This window comes from Kitasatospora sp. NPDC023118, from assembly GCF_055560875.1.
On record NZ_JBVHHW010000020.1, the window covers coordinates 60,464 to 78,196 of the forward strand.

The following is a 17,733-nucleotide window of genomic DNA, read 5'->3' on the forward strand; positions in this document are numbered from 1 at the left end:
ACCGGCATGCGCGTCGACTGCCACGTCCCGATCACGCTGCGGATCACCGGCACCCTCGGCGACGCCCAACTGGAGGAGCTGGCCCGGGCCTTGACCGAGGCAGTGCGCGCCCGCACAGCCGAGGCCGAGCGGACGATCGCCGCCCGCCTCGGCCGCCGCGCGCTGACCGGTCCGGCCGAGGTCCGCGAGCGCTACGACCCGGCGCGCGACCGCGACCGCGGCTACGTCGTGGCCTCCTACCAGGACGGCGGCCGCCCCCAGGGCGTGCCGGTGCGCGGGGCGGGCGCGCCGTGGACGGTGCTCCGCACGGTGAACTTCCGCGCCCGGGTCGGCCGGTTCCTCGACTTCGTCGCGCGCCTGCACGAGGGCGGGCAGCTGCCCGAACAGGTCCTCTACGGCGACCTGCGCGAGGAGCGCCGCTGGGTGGCGCTCTGGTGGGTGCAAACCGGCCGGGACCACACCCTGGCCGAGCTGTCCGATCAACTGTACGAGCGGGCCGCCCAGTTGGTCCGGATCGGCCCCGGCCAGGTCCTCGCGACCGCGATCTGGGCGACCGACGAGAGCCGTGCCCCGCTGCTCGCCCTGGACGAGGACGGGGTGCTGAGCAACCGGATCGGGCGGATCGGCCCGCACAACGCCCGCCGGATCGAGGGCAGCGGAGCCACCGCCACCCTGCGGCACGGCGGCTGGGCGATGTTCGCGGCCATGGTCCTGCCCAAGGTCGAGCTGACCGACCTGGCCGTCCTCGGCCTGGACACGGTGCTGCGGCTCCCGGCCGTGGACGCGGCCTTCTGTCTCGACGGGCAGGACTTCGAGTCCCGGTACGGCCTGACCACCACTCAGTACCTGGCCGAGTTCGGCGCCGACCCCGTACCGGTCTGGCTCCAGCCGCTGACGGTTCGCCGCCGCGCCCGCCCGGCCGCACTCGCCCTGCTGCTGGCCCGCCGGGCCGAGGAGCGGACGGCCTCCGCCGATGACCGGGTGACGGGCGACCGGCTGCTGGTGCTGACCGACCCGGCGCTGAGCCGGCTGCCCGCAGCGGTGAGGGACCGGGCCGGCGCCTGGACCGACCTGGCCACCCGGCGGCTGGACGACCGGGCCGGGACCTACCACCTGGAACCGGGCTGGCGGTGCCTCTTCGCCAGGGCCGCCCTGCCCGTCGACGCCGAACGGCTCGGCGCCGCCCGGTACCGGCCGCGCGCCCGTCACCTGGCGGCCCGGCTGCGCCGCCTGCTGGGCGGCGCCCCGACCGAGCGGCCCTGGCAGCGGGCGATGTCCGCCTTCCTGGAGCGCGAGTTCGAGGAGGACCCGCCGGCCGAACGGCCACCGGGCGGGACGCTCTTCGAGTACGTGCTCGCCGAACTGGCCGGGGACTTCGCCCGGCTCTACGAGGCCGTCGAGGCGAGCCGCCACTTCGGCCTGCGGCACCGCCTGCTGCGGCTCAGCCTCGCCACCTCCCGGGCGGACGACCCCAGGGTGGTGAAGCTCCGCGAGTCGCTGGTCACCCAGCGGCTCGCCGGGACCCGCAACGAGTACCGGACCGACCCCGTACGGATCCTGCTCGACCGCGAGCGCGGCCGGGCGGTCGCCGAGAAGGGCGTGCTCGGCGAGGTCGACTCGATCTACACCACCCGCCGCGAGCTCAAACGGCTGCGGCCCGCCCGGGCCGACGCGCTGCGCAAGGCGCTGGAGGCCGAGCGGGTCGAGCTGGTGGGCCGGGTCGCCCGCGGTGAGGACCGCACCGGCTACGACCAGGAGCGGTTCGCCACCGCGGTGCTGGCCGGCGCGGTCCGACGGGTGGGGCTGGCCAAGACCGACTTCGTGAACGTCACCGTCGAACGCAGTATCCGGCTGCTGGACGTACGACGGCCGGAGGAGGGCGGACTGCCCGTCTTCCAGGTGCAGTTCGAGTTCGTCGAGCGGGTGGTCGGTGAGAAGGGCTGGTCCCGGGTCGGCGATCCGCTCTGGGAGCCCGCCGGAAGCTTCGAGGAGCGGCTGACCTGGTGGCGGCTCGGCCGGGCCGGGGAGGTGTACCAGGTGGCCGGCCTGGTCGTCGCCGCGATCGGCGCGGCCGTTCTGGCCGTGGAGGCCGGGGCGGTCGCCGCGCTGGTCAGCCTCGGCGGCGGAACGGGCGCGGTGGTGACCGGGATCGCCATCTCGGAGGTCGTCTACCTGTTCAGGGTGATTTTCGGCGACACCAAGTTGACGCTCGGCGGCATCCTGATGGCCGCCCTCGACGGCTACCTGCTCTCGGTCGGGTTCCGCTTCGGTGGCGTGCCCGGGCGATGGGCCGCCGAGGCGCTGGGCACGGCGACGCTGCGGGAGACCGTGGCCGGCTGGGCCGCCCAGGCGCTGATCCGGGGCAGCGTGGGCGGGGCGACCTCCGCGGGGCTGACCACCTTCGCCCACGACGTGGTCAACGTGGCGACCGGCGAGGGGTCCTGGTCCGGAATCGGCACCTATGTGGCGAACATGGCGCTGGGCGCGGTGATCGGGATCGTCGCGGAGTTCGTGCTGGCCCCGGCCCTGCGCGAGGTCCTGGTGGGGGCGCGCGGCGCGCTCACCACGGCTGCCGGGACCGCCGCGCGACTGCGCGCGGCCGGCTGGGGAGCCCGGGAGTGGGTCCAGGTCTCGACCGAGGCGATCGCCAACCTGCGAGCCACCCTCGCCACCTTCCTGGGGGAGGTGGCGGCCCGGGGCTTCGCCACCGCGATGGCCTCCCGGCTGGCCGAGGTCGCCACCGAACTCGGCGGCCGCGAACTGGCCCGGTACGTTCTCGAACTCGCCGGGGCGCGGTTGACCCTCGCGGCGAGCGCCGGGCTGGAGCGCCTGCTCCCGGCCCTGGAGGCGGTCGCCCCGGCCCGGGCACACGCCGTCGCCCGGACTCTCGCCAGGCACCCGGCGGAGACCGTCCACCTGCTGGAGGTGCTGACCACCCTCGACCGGGCCGCGACCCGCCGCCTCGTCGCCGGGACCTTCACCTCCACCGAGGACCTCGCCGCGTTCCTGGGGCGGATCTCCGAGTACACCCCCGCCGAGCAGCGGGCGGCCCTGCGGCTGCTCGCCGAACTGGACGTCGTGGCCGCCGAACCCGTCCCGGCCGGGATGCCCACCGAGCTGGCGCGCCGCCAGTTCGCCGCCTCGCTGCGGATCCAGGCGGCCGGGGCGGAGACGGAGGTCCGCAGGCTGGAGGAGGAACTCGCCGGGATCCTCGACAAGGCCCGCGCGGCCGAGGCACGCGGCAACACCCGGCGGGCGGGCGTGTTCCGGAGCCAGGCCGAGGAGTTGCGGACCCGGATCGAGGCCCAGCGGGCGCGCGCCGCCGAGGCGCGCGCCGAGGCCGCCCGGGGGGCGACCGCGCTGCCGGAGCTGCCGGCCCCGGCGGACATCGAGCGGGCGTTGGAGCAGTTGGAGAGCGGCGGCAGCGCGCAGACCTGGATCCGGCTGCCGGCCGGCCTGCGGTTCCGGGACCACCCCGAGTTGCTGGAGCGGGTGGTGCGGCCGGTCTTCCGCAGCCGGACCGGGAACCGGGTGGTGTTCCGGATCGAGGGCGGCACCCCGCCGGCGGCGAGCCGGGAGCGCGTTCCGATCGACGCCAACGGGAACGCCCGGGTGCTCAAGGCCGACACCGACCCGATCAACCTGAACTTCGGGGTGTTCGAGCGGGCCGTCGAGTTCCTGATCGGGGCGCGGCCGGGCGCACGGCTGAAGGTGTTCGAGGTGGAGGAGGGCTGGTTCCGCGCCTTCCGCAGCCACGCCGTACCGGAGCAGGGCGAGCCGGCGTCGCTGCTGGGGCGCCCGCCCGGCGCGCCGCCGGAGCAGGCGGTCCCGCTGCCCCCGCCGCCCAAGCTGAAGGAGGTCACCGGTCGGCCGCGGGTGGTGGACACCCGGTACGGGCAGGACCAGCTCCAGGTCCCCGAGAACCTCATCCCCGAGCTGAACGAGTTCATCGTCCCGGGCAGCGGCCGGGTCGTGGAGTTCAAACCGTGAGGCGCCGCTACCACCTGCCGGACACGGTGGCCGGGGACGGGCCATCGGGCGACCGGGAGCGGCTGCTCGCCGTGGTGCGCGCGGCGGTGCGGCGCGCGGTGGCCGACGCCGGGCCGGGTGAGGTGGCAGCGCCACGGCCCGGGGAGCCGCCCCGGGAACGGTTCGCCCCGGAACAGCGGACCGCCGAGGGCACGTACGCCGTGCCCGGCTACGACGAGCACGGTAGACCGGTGGCGATCCCGCTGGCCCCGGCCCCCGGGGAGGCGACCGACCGGCTCGGGGCGCCGCCGGAGCGTACGGGGACCGGCCTTGCCGTGCCCGTACCGTGGCCTGCTCCGGACACCGGCCCCACCGTGCCCCTGCCGGGTCCCGCCGTGCCCCTGCCGTGGCCTGCTCCGGACACCGGCCCCGCCGCGCCCCTGCCGGGTCCCGCCGTGCCCCTGCCGTGGCCTGCTCCGGACACCGGTCCCGCCGCGCCCCGGCCGTGGCCGGCCGCGCAGCCCGAGGAGGGCGCCCGCCTCGGCGCCGACCGCTCCGCCGTCACGGCGGGGCCCGGCCCGGCCGCGATCACCCGTCTGATCCGGGACCGCTGGCCCGCCGCCGGCTGGGCGGACCCGGCCGGGGTCCGCTACGGCGTGTACGCCACCGGCCCCGGCGAGGCCGCGCCGCGGCTGTACTACCTGGCCCCCGACAGCGAAGGCCCGGTGCTGCACGCCCTGCGGCTCACCGCCCGGGCGCCGGGCGCGCCGCGCGTCGTGGACCTGCCGAGCGGCGAGTACACCGTCGTCGCCCGCCCGCACAGCCCGGCCCAGCTGTACCGCGGACCGCGCCGACTGCCCGACCTCGGGAACCCGCAGGACCTGGACCTCACCGTGAGCTTCACCGTCCCGGCCACGGACGTGCCAGAGGTGACGGTGCACGCGGCCTCCCGGTACCACCTCTGGCCGCGGCCGCGGATCCTGCGCACGGACCAGCAGGACGGCCCCGCCGTCGTCGGCGCGGACACCACCTACCTCGCCGAGGTGGAGATCTGGCGCCTGGACGAGTCCGGCCGCTGGGCGCCGGTGTTCCAACTGGCGCTGGTGTACGCCTTCATCAGCTACCGCTGGCGGGTGTACCGGATCGAGCGCGACCGGCACGGCGAGCGGCGCCGGGTGCCCGTCGACAACCCGCAGTCGACCCGGGCCTCCTTCACCCACCGCTTCGAGCGGGCCGGTGAGTACGAGGTGGAATGCGAGGTCCGCCTCTCCTACGAGGACGCCTCCCCGGAGCCGGTGACCGAACGCCGCACCGACACCGTCCAGCGGCTTGAGGAACGGATGGCGCTGGAGCTGTCCGGGCTGGAGAAGGCGACCCGCGCGCCGGGCGCCGAGCCGCTCTGGTCCCCGAGCGCCGACGCGCTCCTGGCAACGGCCCGGGAGCGGCTGCGCCAGGCCGAACGGGCCCCCGCCCGCGACGAGGCACTGATCCGCGAACTGCGCGAAACCGCCAGCGGGTTGGAGAGGAAGCTGGTCGGAACCACGGCCGCCGGGCCGTTCCCGCTGCGGGCGCTGTTCACCGACCGGCGCACCGTCCGGTCCCGGCCGATCTCACTGTTCGTCGGCCCGGCGCCGGACGCGGGCGGCCCGGGCCACACCTGGCTGCTGATCGACGTGACGTACCCCGCGTTCCACCGGACCTACCGGGGCACCGGGCCCACCCCCGAGGCGGCGCTGCGGGCCGCCTTCGAGGACGCCCGGACCTCCTTCCGCGGCAGCTACCCGCCCGGCCGGATCCTGGCCCGGATCGAGTGGCCCGGGATGGAGCGGCAACAGCTGAAGCCCTTCGACTTCGCCACGGACACCGAGAGCTGGCAGCGCACGGCCTGGGAGTGGCTGTCCGTGGCCGCGACCGGGCTGGCCGTCGGGGGCACCGCCCTCGCGCTGGCCTTCCCGCTGACCTCGCCGGTGGTCGGCGCGATCGTGCTGGCCGGAGCGCTGACCGGTGGTGTGCTCAGCGCCGTCAACCTGGCCGAGCGACTGCACCACGACGCCTTCGAGTGGGACCGGGAGACCGCCCTCGACCTGGTCGCCCTGGCCACCGCGTTCGCCTCGGCCGGCGGGGCGGTCGTCCGCGGGGCCTCGGCCGGCACCGCCCGGACGATCGCCGCCGGGGCGCCGCTGACCATCGAGACCACGGCCCGGCTCTCCCGGATCATCCGCTTCCAGCGCGCGATGCTCTACGTCGACCTGGGCACCCACCTCTCCGACGCCGTCCTGCTGTCCCACGACACCTACGAGCAGCTGCGGGACGTCGACGCCGCGATGTCCGACGCGGCACTCGCGCGGTTGCAGCGGGAGTACGGCACCGAGGAGGGCCGCCACCGGTTCGAGGCCGAGCGCTTCACCCGGATCCTCGGGGTGCTGGCGCGCGCCGCCGTCAACGGCCTGCTGACCGTCGTGTCGGTCCGCAGCACAGCCAAGGCCGTCGCGGCGGGCGCGGCGAGGGCGGCCGCCGGGCGGATCCCCGGCCTGGACCGGAAGCCCTCGGTGCGGCTGACCGTCGCGCCGGGAGCGGTGGTGCTGCCGGAGTTCCCCGAGGTCGAGTTCGCGAAGGACCGGGTCGGCTTCCGGAGGCGGCAGAGCGGCCAGGTGGCCGCCCGGCTCGGGCTGAGCGCCGATCCTGCCGGCGTCGCGCTGACGGAGGCACTGTCCCCGCAGGCGGCGTGGCGGATCAACCAGGCCTTCGAGGCCCTCAGCGAGGACCGGCGGGCCCTGCTGCTCACCGCCCTGCGCCCCGGCGGCGCCGACCTGCGACCGCTGCGAACCTTCCTCGCCGACGGCGGCAGCCTGACCGAACTGGCCGCCTTCCTGGAGACCCAGCCCGTCCGGCTGCGCAGCCGGATCACCTCCTTCGCCACCCTGCAGACGCGGGCCGCGACCTTCCAACGCCTCAGCAGCACCGTGCCGGACCTCTCGACGTTCCGGTGGGATCCGCAGAACCTGCACGGGCACTTCTACCGCCACGTCATGGGGCGGGCGGGCCACCCGGACGAGGCCTGGAAGTGGGCGCAGCGGCTGGGGATCGCCGAGGCGTACGAGCTCGACCGGGCGCGGTACGAGGCGATGCTCCGTTCGACCGCACCGGCCGACGCGGCGCTGCGGGCCGAGATTACCACGCGGTTCCGCCCCGCCTACGGCGACTACGTGCGTGCCGTCCTGGTCCGGTCCGCGGTGTACGGCCAGTCCGGCAAGGGGGCCGAACTCCTGGGCTCGGACGGGGAACTGCTCTGGGCGGCCGAGCCGAGCGGGCTGATCTCCACCGGGTACTTCCCGGACAACCCCGCGCAGTGGCCGTTGCCGGTGAGCGCGCTGCAGGGCAAGTTGGAGTCGTCGCTGGCCGAGGGCCGGTCGGTGGTACTGCTGTTCCGCGGGGTTCCGTGAGCGGTACCCGCCTGGGGTGTCCGGCGCGGATTGCGGGCGTGGTCGGCGGCGCCCATGCTGAAGGAGCGGGCGCCGCCGGACAGCACACGACAGATCGATGGATCAGGAGACAGCTGTGGGCGTTCTCTTTCACCGCCGCCAGCGCGCCTTGAGCAGCCCCGTGGGCGGCCCAGCAGTGGACAGCGCGTCGGCGGATCCGACCGCTTCGGCGGTGACGACGATCTCCATCCCTGTAGGTGGCCAGCCCAACGGGCTGGTGGTGCTCCCGAACGGGAACGCGTACGTGGCGTGCGGCGTCGCGGACAAGGTCACCGTGATCGTCAGCACCGGCGGCCTGGGGACGGGCAGCCCGATCACCGTCGGCGTGAACCCCGAAGGGGTGGCTGTGAGTCCGGACGGCCGGCGGGCCTATGTCACCCACCCCGGTGGGAGCACGGTGTCGGTGATCGACACCGGCAGCGGTCAGGTGTCGGGGACGATCACGGTCGGTGCCGGGCCGCGTGGGGTGGCGGTGACTCCGGACGGCGGTCACGTCTACGTCGCCGACTTCGGTGGGAGCACGGTGTCGGTGGTCGATACGGGCAGTGGTCAGGTGTCGGGTACGGTCACGGTCGGTCCTGGGCCGCGTGAGGTGGCGGTGACTCCGGACGGCGGTCACGTCTATGTCACCCACCCCGGTGGGAGCACGGTGTCGGTGATCGACACCGGCAGCGGTCAGGTGTCCGCCGCCCTCACCCTCGACAGCAGCCCGCGCGGCCTCGCCCTGACCCCGGACGGCCGCCGACTCTACGTCACCAAGCCGGACCAGGGCACCGTGTCGGTGATCGACACGAGCAGCGGCAAGGTGACCACCACCATCGGCGTCGGCACCAACCCCGCCGTGGTGACCGTCGCCGCCGACGGCCTGCACGCCTACGTCACCGTGGTCGGCGAGAACGCCGTCAAGGTGATCGACACCGCCACCAACCAGGTCACCGGCACCATCATCGTCGGCGCCACTCCCGTCGGCGTGGCGGTGACCCCGGACGGCCGCCATCTGTACGTCGCCGACGCCGGAGCGAACACCGTGTCCGTGGTCGACACCGCCACGAACCAGGTCACTCCCGTCACCGTCGGGAGCAGTCCCATCGGGGTGGCGGTGGCCTCCGACGGCCGCACGGTGTACGTCACCAACAGCGGCGCGGACTCGGTGTCGGTGATCCGGGACACCGCCAGCTACCAGGTGGGCGGCGCGATCCCGGCCGGCTCCAACTGTCTCGGGCTGGCAGCGACGCCGGACGGTCGCCATGTCTATGTCGCCAATGCCGGCCGGATCGAGAATCCCGGTTCGGCCACGGTGTCGGTGATCGACACCGCCACCAGCCAGGTCGCCACCATTCCCGTCGCCATCACCCCCCTCGCGGTGGCACTCGCCCCGGACGGCCGGCACCTCTACGCCGCCGGTTCGAGTTCGGTGGTGGTCATCGACACCGGCACGGCTCAGGTGACCGACACCGTCGCCCTCGGAGGACACCGGGCCACGAGCGGGGTGGCGGTGACCCCGGACGGCCGCAGCGTCTACGTCCCCGACGTGAACTCCCCCAACAGCGCACCGGTCGTGCTGGTGGTCGACACCGCGACCAAACAGGTCAGCGAGATCACCGTCGGGAGAAGGCCCTCGGCCGTCTCCATCGCCGCGAACGGCCGCGCCTACGTCACCAATGCCGGGTCGAACAACGTGTCGGTGATCGACACCGCGCTGAGACAGGTCACCGGCGCTCCGATCCCCGTGGGCACCAACCCCCTCGGAGTGGCGGTGGCCCCGGACGGCCGACACGCCTACGTCTCCAACTTCCTCGACGGAACGGTGTCGGTGATCGACACCGCGACCGGCCAGGTGACGAGGACCGTCACCGTCGGCGGTGGTCCCTGGGCGGTGGGGGTGTCCCCGGACAGCCGTCGCGTCTACGTCACCGACACCCACGCGAACGCCGTGTCGGTGATCGACACCGAGCTGCTCTGACCGCCCCGCGCGTCACCGCGGCCGGGCCACCTCCGGGGGCCAGGCGCCGGGGGTGAGGACGCCGAGGGCGTAGGCGCGGGCCACCAGGGCGGTGCGGTTGGGCAGTTGCCAGCGGCGGGTGAGCCGGGCGAGGTGGTAGTTGACGCCGTCCGCGGTGAGCCCGATCTCCTTGGCGATCCGGGCGGTGGTGGCGCCCCGGGCGGCCGCGGCGAGGATGCGGGCCTCGATCGGACTGACCGCGGCGCTCGGGTCGGGCGCGGGCGGAGCGGGCCGGGCGGCGGGTTCGTCCAGGGCGTGCAGGGAGAGCAGCAGGTTCGGGGTCTGCTCCGGGGTGTCGCTGACCAGGTCGACGGTCATCTCCCCGTGGCGCTCGCCGCCGCCGGAAGGCCTCCAGGACACCCGGGCCGGGTACTGCGAGCGGCGGTGCAGCCGGACGGCCTCGGCGAGCGCCTGCAGGGTGGCGCTGTCCCGCAGGGTGAACAACTCCAGGATCCGGCGGTTGCGCAACTGCCCCGGTAGCATGCCGAATTCGGCCGCCATCGCGCGGTTGACGATCAGGATCCCACCGTCCCACGCCACCACGGCGATGGGCAGCGCCACATGGTCCAGCAGACGCAGCGCCCGGTTGCGCCAGATCACCGCGGCGTCCAGCCGGGTGCCCGGCGCCGGACCGCAGCCGTTGGTCGGTCGCATGCTTCGCTCTCCTCCCGCGGCAGCCGCCCGCATCAGATCTGACGCGTTGTGGGCAAGTCTCCGGATGCCGCTGCCACTACACAATCATGTAGTGATCGTTGCCGTGCGCATGTCCCGGGGGCGCAGAGTGGAGGAGTCGAGAACTTTCCTTGGGAGGGACCAAGCGATGACCGAGACCACGACCGATGCCGTGCCGACTCCACCGACCGCGGCGCCGACGCAGGCCCAGAACGTCCCCCTGGTGGACATCTCCGCGCTGCCGCCGGTCTCCACCCCCGTGCTGCGGACCATCGAGCTGGTCAGAGAGCACGGCCCGGCCTTCGTCCAGCGGCTGCACGGACGGGACACCGTGCTGGTCAGCAGCCTGGAGCTGGTCGAGGAGCTGGCGGACGAGGAGCGGTTCCGCAAGGCCGTCGGCCCGGCGCTGGAGAACGTCCGCGAGTTCACCGGCGACGGCCTGTTCACCGCCTACAACGAGGAGCCCAACTGGGCCCGGGCGCACGACATCCTGATGCCCGCCTTCGCGCTCGGCTCGATGCGAACCTACCACCCGGTGATGCTGCGGGTGGCCCGCCGGCTGATCGGCTCCTGGGACCGCCGCGCGGCCGCCGGGCTGACGGTGGACGTGCCCGACGCCATGACCAGGATGACCCTGGACACCATCGGGCTGGCCGGGTTCGGCTTCGACTTCGGCTCTTTCGAACGGGACGACCTGCACCCGTTCGTCGAGGCGATGGTGCGCTGTCTGGAGTGGGCGATGATCAAGCTCACCCGCGACCCGGAACTCGACCACAGCGAGCGCGACGCCGCGTTCCGCTCCGACGCCGACTACCTGGCCGGGGTGGTGGACGAGGTGATCACCGCTCGCGCCGAAAGCGGCGAGCAGGGCCCGGCCGAGGACCTGCTCGGGCTGATGCTGGGCGCGGTGCACCCCGTCGACGGCACCCGGCTGGACATCGAGAACATCCGCAACCAGGTGATCACCTTCCTGATCGCCGGTCACGAGACCACCTCGGGCGCGCTCTCCTTCGCGCTGTACTACCTGTCCAAGCACCCCGCCGAACTCCGGCGCCTCCAGCAGGAGGTGGACGCGCTCTGGGGCGACCAGGCCGACCCGGAGCCCTCGTACGAGGACGTCGGACGCCTGCGCCGCACCCGCCAGGTGCTCAACGAGGCGCTGCGGCTGTGGCCGACGGCGCCCCAGTTCAGCCGGGAGGCGCGCGAGGAGACCCTGCTCGGCGGGCGGATCCCGGTCCGCCCCGGGCAGCCGATCTTCGTGGTGACCCCGATGCTGCACCGCGACCCGGCCTGGGGCGACAACCCGGAACTGTTCGACCCGTCCCGGTTCGACCCCGAGCGGGAGGAGGCGCGCTCACCGCACGCCTTCAAGCCCTTCGGTACCGGCGAACGCGCCTGCATCGGGCGGCAGTTCGCGCTGCACGAGGCCACCATGCTGCTGGCCATGCTGGTTCACCGCTACCGGCTGATCGACCACGCCGACTACCGGCTGACCCTCAAGCAGACCCTCACCATCAAGCCCGACGGGTTCACCCTCGCCCTCGCCCCGCGCACCCCCGCGCCGGTGGCGCAGCCGGTCCGGAGTGCGGGCCCGGCCGAGCGCTCCGAGCTGCCCGGCCAGGTCCGCCAGGGCACCGGCCTGCTGCTCCTGCACGGCTCCAACTACGGAGCCTGCCGCGAGTTCTCGCGCCAACTCGCGGACGTCGCCGACGAACTCGGCTGCGTCACCGAGGTCGCCCCGCTGGACGCCTACGCGGACGGGCTGCCCACCGACCGGCCGGTGGTGATCACCGCCGCCTCCTACAACGGGCAGCCGACCGACGACGCGGCCGTGTTCGTCCGCCGCCTCCAGGAGGAGGGGAGCGCGGACGGGGTCGAGTACGCGGTGCTCGGCATCGGCGACCGCACCTACGCCGCCACCTACCAGCGCGTCCCCGCCCTGATCGACGACCGGCTCGCGGCCCTCGGCGGCACCCGGCTGCTCGCCCGCGCCGAGGCCGACGCCTCCGGCGACCTGGCCGGCACCGTCCGGGCGTTCACCGAGGCGCTGGGCGTCGCCCTGCTGGAGCGCCACGGGGACGCGGACGCCCCGGCGGCGCGGCAGGAGGAGGCCGCGTACACGGTGACCGAGCTGGTCGGCGGCCCGCTGGACGCGCTGGCCGCCCGGCACGGTATGGGCGAGCTGACCGTCACCGCCGTCGACAGCCTGACCGACCCCGACTACCACCGGGTCAAGCGGCTGGTCCGGCTCACCCTGCCGGAGGGGGTGGAGTACCGGACCGCCGACCACCTCACCGTGCTCCCGGCCAACGCCCCGGAGCTGGTCGAGCGCGCCGCCAAGCTGTTCGGCGCCGAGCTCGACACGGTGCTCTCCGTCGTGGCGCACCGGCGTACCGGCCTGGCCGTGGACCGCCCGCTGACGGTGCGCGAACTGCTCACCCACCACGTCGAGTTGCAGGACCGCCCGACCGCCGGGCAGCGCGCCGTACTGGCCGGGCTCAACCCCTGCCCGCCTGAGCAGGCCGCCTTGCGGGCGCTGCCCGCGGACGACCCGCGCACCCTGCTGGACCTGATCGAGGACCACCCGGCGCTGCGGGAGCGGCTGACCTGGCCGGTGCTGCTGGAGCTGCTGCCGCCGATCCGGCCCCGGCACTACTCGATCTCCTCCTCGCCCGCCGGCGACGCGGGCCGGGTCGACCTGATGGTCTCGGTGCTGAGCGCGCCGGCCCGTTCGGGCCGGGGGACCTTCCGGGGCACCGGCTCCGGCTACCTCGACCGGGTGGCCGTCGGGGACACCGTGCGGGCCCGGGTGCAGCCGTGCCGGGAGGTGTTCCGGATCGGCCACGACACCCCGGTGATCATGATCGCGGCCGGTACCGGCCTGGCGCCCTTCCGCGGGGCCGTCGCCGACCGGTGCGCGCTCCTCGACGGCGGGGCGGAACTCGCCCCGGCGCTGCTGTACTTCGGCTGCGACGACCCGGAGGCGGACTACCTGCACCGGGCCGAACTGGAGGCCGCCCAGCGGACCGGCGCGGTCTCGATGCGGCCCGCGTTCAGCGAGCGGCCGGTGGACGGGCAGCGCTTCGTCCAGGACCGCATCGCCGTCGAGGCGGCGGAGGTCTGGGAGCTGCTCGCGGCCGGCGCCAAGGTGTACGTGTGCGGCGACGGCGCCCGGATGGCACCGGGCGTGCGGGGCGCGTTCCGGGCGCTCTACCGGCAGCGCACGCCCGGGGCGGACGAGCAGCAGGCGCGGGACTGGCTGCAGGGGCTGGTCGAGGGCGGCCGCTACGTCGAGGACGTGTACGCGGGCTGAAACGGGCCGTCCGCCCGCCGCGTGGTGCGGCGGGCGGACGGCTCCGGGGCCTGGTCCGGCTCGGGCCCTGGGGTCAGTACAGGTTCACCTTGTACGTGGCGAGCGCCGCGTTGACCGGCTGGTAGAAGGTCGTCCCGCCCACGGTGCAGTCGCCGCTGCCGCCGGAGGTGAGGCCGAGCGCCTTGCTGCCCTCGTACAGCGGGCCGCCCGAGTCGCCGGGCTCGGCGCAGACGTCGGTCTGGATCAGGCCGAGGACGGTGCCGCCGCCGCTGTAGCGCACGGTGGCGTTGAGCCCGGTGACCGTGCCGGTGTGGGTGCCGCTGGTCGAGCCGGTGCGGGTGACCTGCTCGCCGATGTAGGCGTCCGGGGCGGAGGTGAAGCCGCCGGGGTGCTCCAGCGCGTTGGTGTCGTACCGGACCAGCGCGTGGTCGTGGCCCGGGAAGGCGGAGCTGACGGTCGGCCCGATCAGCGTGGTGTGGTCCTTGTCGGTGTACCACGTGCCGGCGACGTTCCCGCAGTGGCCGGCGGTGAGGAAGTAGTGGGTGCTCCCGCTCAACACGTTGAAACCGAGCGAGCAGCGGTACTTGCCGCCGTAGATGGCGTCGCCCGCGGCGAGCAGCGGGGTGAACGACCCGGCGACGCGGTGGATGGTCAGGGTGTTGGCGGCGGGGCCGGCGGCGCGCATGATCTTGGCGAGCCCGGCAGGGGACACGGTGCTGTCGGCGGTCACCACGACGCGGCCGGCGTCCTGGTCGACGTACCAGGCCGTCCCGTCGACCTCGGCGTTGAGGACGGCGTCGCTGACGGCCGCGAGCTGTTCGGCTCCGGCGGTGTGGGCGGGGGCGGCCGCGGCGCCCGGCGCGGCGACCGCGGTGGCGGTCAGCAGGCCGAGGGCCACGGCGAGCGGCCGGCTGCGGCGCTTGGTGCCGGTGCGGGGGGTCCTGCGCATGGTCCTCACCGATCTCCTCCTGGGAGTGAGAGGCCCCTGAGGGGTCGGGGGCCGTGAGGCGCGGTCAGGCGATGGGCGGACACCTGCCGGTGCTGTCCGGAAGCACGGAGGATGATCTGCCCCTGACAGGCGCTGTCCGGAAGTATGAGGAAACGGACCGTTCGGTACAAGCTTCCTGACCAGGTGTCGGCGGACCCGCGCGTCACCGGGTGGCTGGGAACCCCGGAAGCATCCGAAGAAATCGTTATCACCCTGGGCGGTGGACGGTCTCCTGGGCGTGGGAACGAACGCGCAACGCCGCGGCAGAGGGTACGCGGCCGGAACGCGGGGTTCGAGATGGGGCGCTCCGCGCCGAGACGAGGGTCTCCGGCCGCGTTGGTTCCCACGGCGCCCGGCCGGATCGTCCCGTCCGGCCGGCGCCGCCCGGCGGTCCGCGCGCATTCCCCCACGGCGGCGGACCGTCGGGTCCTGTCCGTTCCTGTCCGTTCCTGTCCGTCAGCCGCGGTCCAGCCGCCAGACCAGTTCCTCGCCGGTCTCGGCCGGGGCGAGGACCTCGGCGGGGCGACGCAGGTACTCGGTGAAGCCGAGGCGGGCCGGGACGGCGGCACTCGCGTGGTTGGCCGGGTCGTGCACGATCTCGACGAAGTCCACGCCGGGCAGCCGGAAGGCCTGCTCGGTCAGCGCCCCGGCGGTCCGAGTGGCGATCCCGCGGCCGGTCGCGGCGGGGTGCAGCCAGTAGCCGATCTCCCGGCCGTTCTCCGGGGCGTCCTCGCGCCGGAACAGCCCGCAGGCGCCGACGATCGCGCCGTTCAGCAGGATCGCGTAGGTGAAGTCCTTGCCGCTCTCCCACAGCCCCGACCGCTCGGTCAGGAACTCGGTGGTCTTGGCGAGGCTGTGCTCGGCGACCCACGGCATGAACGGCCGCAAGTGCTCCAGCGACTCCTCGATGACCCGGAAGAACTCGGGGAGGTCCGCCTCGCCGCGGAAACGGCGCAGCGTCACCTCACCCAGCGGGATTTCCTGCTCTGCTAGCTCCATCTGTGGAGGATCCCCGTTACCCCGTCGCCCCGGCAACAGGATTACGGCGGACCTTCAGCCGGTGCAGCAGGGCGCCGACCGCGGCCACGACGGTGGCGATGACCAGCAGTGTCACGTCGGACAGGCCCGCCATGGCGAGGTCGGCCCGGGAGCCGGCGGCCTGGTCCCTTGGGTGCCTTCGGCCGGGGCGGAGCAGGCAGTCGGTGGTCCGCAGCAGCGTGGCGTCCTTCAGCGCGTCCGCAAGGGATGCGGCCGCGCCGGGGACGGCCTGCGCCACCGGCCCCGCGGAGACCCGGACCGCCGTCCAACTGCCCTGCTGAGGGGCCTCGGTGGCGATCGTGTCGTGGCGTTCGCGCATGAGGCGGCCGTACGCCTCCTCGTCCGCCCACAGGCCGAGCACCAGTGCCTGGCCGCCCGTACGGGACCAGCCGCCCACCTGTCCGGCCAACCCCGGCTCGCCCGCGAGGGTGGCCCAGCGGCGCTGGCCGACGTCGAACGTCCCGTGTGCGCCGGGCCGTACCCGGCAGTCGATTCACTTGCCCCACATGCGGGCCATCATGCTGCGTCCGGGGACGGTGATCAATCGGGCGGAGGTCGCGGGCGCGCTCCGACCGGGGACCGAGGTGTCGCCGGGCCGCAGGGAGGTCGGATGAACCGGTGAAGCCCCGCCGACGTGCGCCGGCGGGGCTGTCGGTCGGACTGTCGGCGGGTGCTTCTAGTTCTGCTTGATGGCGGAGATGTCGAACTCCAGGATGACCTTGTCACCGACCAGGACGCCTCCGCCCTCCAGCGCCGCGTTCCAGGTCACGCCGAAGTCCTTGCGGCTGATGGTCACCGAGCCTTCCAGGCCCACCCGCAGGTTGCCGTACGGGTCGACGGCGTTGCCCGTGTACTCGAAGTCGATGGCGATCGGGCGGGTGGTGTCCTTGATGGTGAGGTCGCCGGTCACCCGGTACTCGGTCTCGGAGCGCGGCTCGACGGAGGTGGTGCGGAAGGTGATGTCGGGGTAGTTGGGGGCGTCGAGGAAGTCGTTGGTGCGCAGGTGCTGGTCGCGTTGTTCGACTCCGGTGTCGATGCTCTCGGACTTGATCGCCAGCTGGGCGGTCGAACGGGACGGGTCGCCGCCGTCCAGGTGGGCGGTGCCCTCGAACTGGTGGAACGCGCCGCGGACCTTGGTCACCATGGCGTGGCGTGCGACGAAGCCGATCCGGGTGTGGGCGGGGTCGAGGACGTAGTCCCCGGTGAGCTCGGGGAGCGAAACGGGCATGGTGTGCCTCCAAGGTGGTCCGGGTCCTGGCGGTGGTGTGCCCGGAGCGTTCCCCGACCACGCCGGGGCTTCCGCCTCCTCCGCCTGCTCCTCCGCCTGGCCGAGGCGCGCTGCGGAGCGTCAGGGTGCAAACTGCCAGCCCGTCGCGCCACCACCTCGTCCGCCGCGCGGCACCCCCGCGGCAAGTTAGCGCCAATGGGTGAAGAAGGGCCGGTCGGGGGAGGGCCGATGGCGGGATCCTGCGGAGTCCTGTCACGGTCGCCCTGCCCGGTTCCGGGCGACTTTGGTTCCCGGCCGCCTGACCAGGCATGATCGAGGGCATGGTCGAACGAGTCATTGCAGCGTGTGACGGAGCAGCCAAGGGCAACCCGGGCCCGGCGGCCTGGGCCTATGTGGTCGCGGACAGCGCCGGGGCACCCCAGCGCTGGGAGGCCGGACCGCTGGGGCACAGCACCAACAACATCGGCGAGCTGACGGCGCTTCAGCAGCTGCTGTCCGCCACGGACCCGGCCGTCCCGCTGGAGGTCCGGCTCGACAGCACCTACACCCGTGACTCGGTGACCAAGTGGCTCAAGGGCTGGAAGCGCAACGGCTGGAAGACGGCCGCGGGCAAGCCGGTGGCCAACCGTGAGCTGATCCAGCGGATCGACGAGCTCCTTGAGGGCAGGGACGTCACTTTCGTGTACGTCCCTGCCCACCAGGTGGACGGCGACCCGCTGAACGCCATCGCCGACAAGGCCGCCAGCGACGCCGCCCGCACCCAGCAGGCCGCCGCCGGGACCGCCGCCGACCTCCCGGTGCCCGACCCGGCCTCGGCCGCCAAGGCCCCCAAGGCCCGCAGCACCCGCCCCGCCGCCGCGAGCGGAACCGGCGGGACCGGCAGCACCACCAAGCGGACGGGCTCGCGCACCCTGAACGCCCGCTTCCCCGGCACCTGCCCGTGCAGCCGCCCGTACGCCAAGGGCGACAAGATCACCAAGGTGGGCAGCAGCTGGGGCCACCCGGAGTGCGCCGCCGCCCACGCCTGACCTGGGTCTTTTC

General features: G+C 74.1%; 10 protein-coding genes. 5 read left to right on the plus strand and 5 right to left on the minus strand.

Translation table 11 applies throughout. The features are described from left to right. Positions 1-6 precede the first annotated feature (6 nt). From ACZ3UD_RS25245 to ACZ3UD_RS25255, 3 genes are all read left to right on the plus strand, one after another. Positions 7-3,990: a hypothetical protein gene (locus tag ACZ3UD_RS25245; protein ID WP_465591895.1), complete on the plus strand. Its 3,984-nt coding sequence runs from the start codon at positions 7-9 to the stop codon at positions 3,988-3,990. Continuing rightward, positions 3,987-7,412, plus strand: coding sequence for a hypothetical protein (locus ACZ3UD_RS25250; protein ID WP_465591898.1), 3,426 nt, complete (start codon positions 3,987-3,989; stop codon positions 7,410-7,412). The genes ACZ3UD_RS25245 and ACZ3UD_RS25250 overlap by 4 nt, the downstream gene beginning before the upstream one ends. A 211-nt stretch (positions 7,413-7,623) precedes the next feature. Beyond that, complete coding sequence (locus ACZ3UD_RS25255) at positions 7,624-9,414, plus strand: beta-propeller fold lactonase family protein (RefSeq protein WP_465591901.1); 1,791 nt, start codon at positions 7,624-7,626, stop codon at positions 9,412-9,414. A 12-nt stretch (positions 9,415-9,426) separates the two neighbouring features. Here the strand turns inward: ACZ3UD_RS25255 and ACZ3UD_RS25260 are convergent, their stop codons facing one another. Then, positions 9,427-10,107: a LuxR C-terminal-related transcriptional regulator gene (locus tag ACZ3UD_RS25260; protein ID WP_465591904.1), complete on the minus strand. Its 681-nt coding sequence runs from the start codon at positions 10,105-10,107 to the stop codon at positions 9,427-9,429. Between the two features lie 166 nt (positions 10,108-10,273). Here ACZ3UD_RS25260 and ACZ3UD_RS25265 point away from each other — a divergent pair, with 166 nt between their 5' ends. Beyond that, positions 10,274-13,438 carry a bifunctional cytochrome P450/NADPH--P450 reductase gene (locus tag ACZ3UD_RS25265; RefSeq protein ID WP_465591907.1) on the plus strand — a complete coding sequence of 1,055 codons (3,165 nt, stop codon included), beginning with the start codon at positions 10,274-10,276 and terminating at the stop codon, positions 13,436-13,438. A gap of 73 nt (positions 13,439-13,511) precedes the next feature. Here ACZ3UD_RS25265 and ACZ3UD_RS25270 read toward each other — a convergent pair whose 3' ends face one another. From ACZ3UD_RS25270 to ACZ3UD_RS25285, 4 genes are all read right to left on the minus strand, one after another. Further along, positions 13,512-14,396 carry a S1 family peptidase gene (locus tag ACZ3UD_RS25270; RefSeq protein ID WP_465591910.1) on the minus strand — a complete coding sequence of 295 codons (885 nt, stop codon included), beginning with the start codon at positions 14,394-14,396 and terminating at the stop codon, positions 13,512-13,514. Between the two features lie 486 nt (positions 14,397-14,882). Continuing rightward, positions 14,883-15,425 (minus strand): GNAT family N-acetyltransferase, encoded by a 543-nt coding sequence (locus ACZ3UD_RS25275; protein ID WP_465591913.1) that lies wholly within the window; start codon positions 15,423-15,425, stop codon positions 14,883-14,885. 16 nt (positions 15,426-15,441) lie between these two features. Next, complete coding sequence (locus ACZ3UD_RS25280) at positions 15,442-15,957, minus strand: DUF4937 domain-containing protein (protein WP_465592061.1); 516 nt, start codon at positions 15,955-15,957, stop codon at positions 15,442-15,444. A gap of 183 nt (positions 15,958-16,140) precedes the next feature. Further along, positions 16,141-16,692, minus strand: a complete 552-nt coding sequence (locus ACZ3UD_RS25285) for a YceI family protein (RefSeq protein ID WP_465591916.1) — start codon at positions 16,690-16,692, stop codon at positions 16,141-16,143. A 320-nt stretch (positions 16,693-17,012) separates the two neighbouring features. Here ACZ3UD_RS25285 and ACZ3UD_RS25290 point away from each other — a divergent pair, with 320 nt between their 5' ends. Further along, on the plus strand, positions 17,013-17,720 hold the full coding sequence (locus ACZ3UD_RS25290; protein WP_387627223.1) for a ribonuclease H family protein: 708 nt from the start codon (positions 17,013-17,015) through the stop codon (positions 17,718-17,720). Positions 17,721-17,733 lie beyond the last annotated feature (13 nt).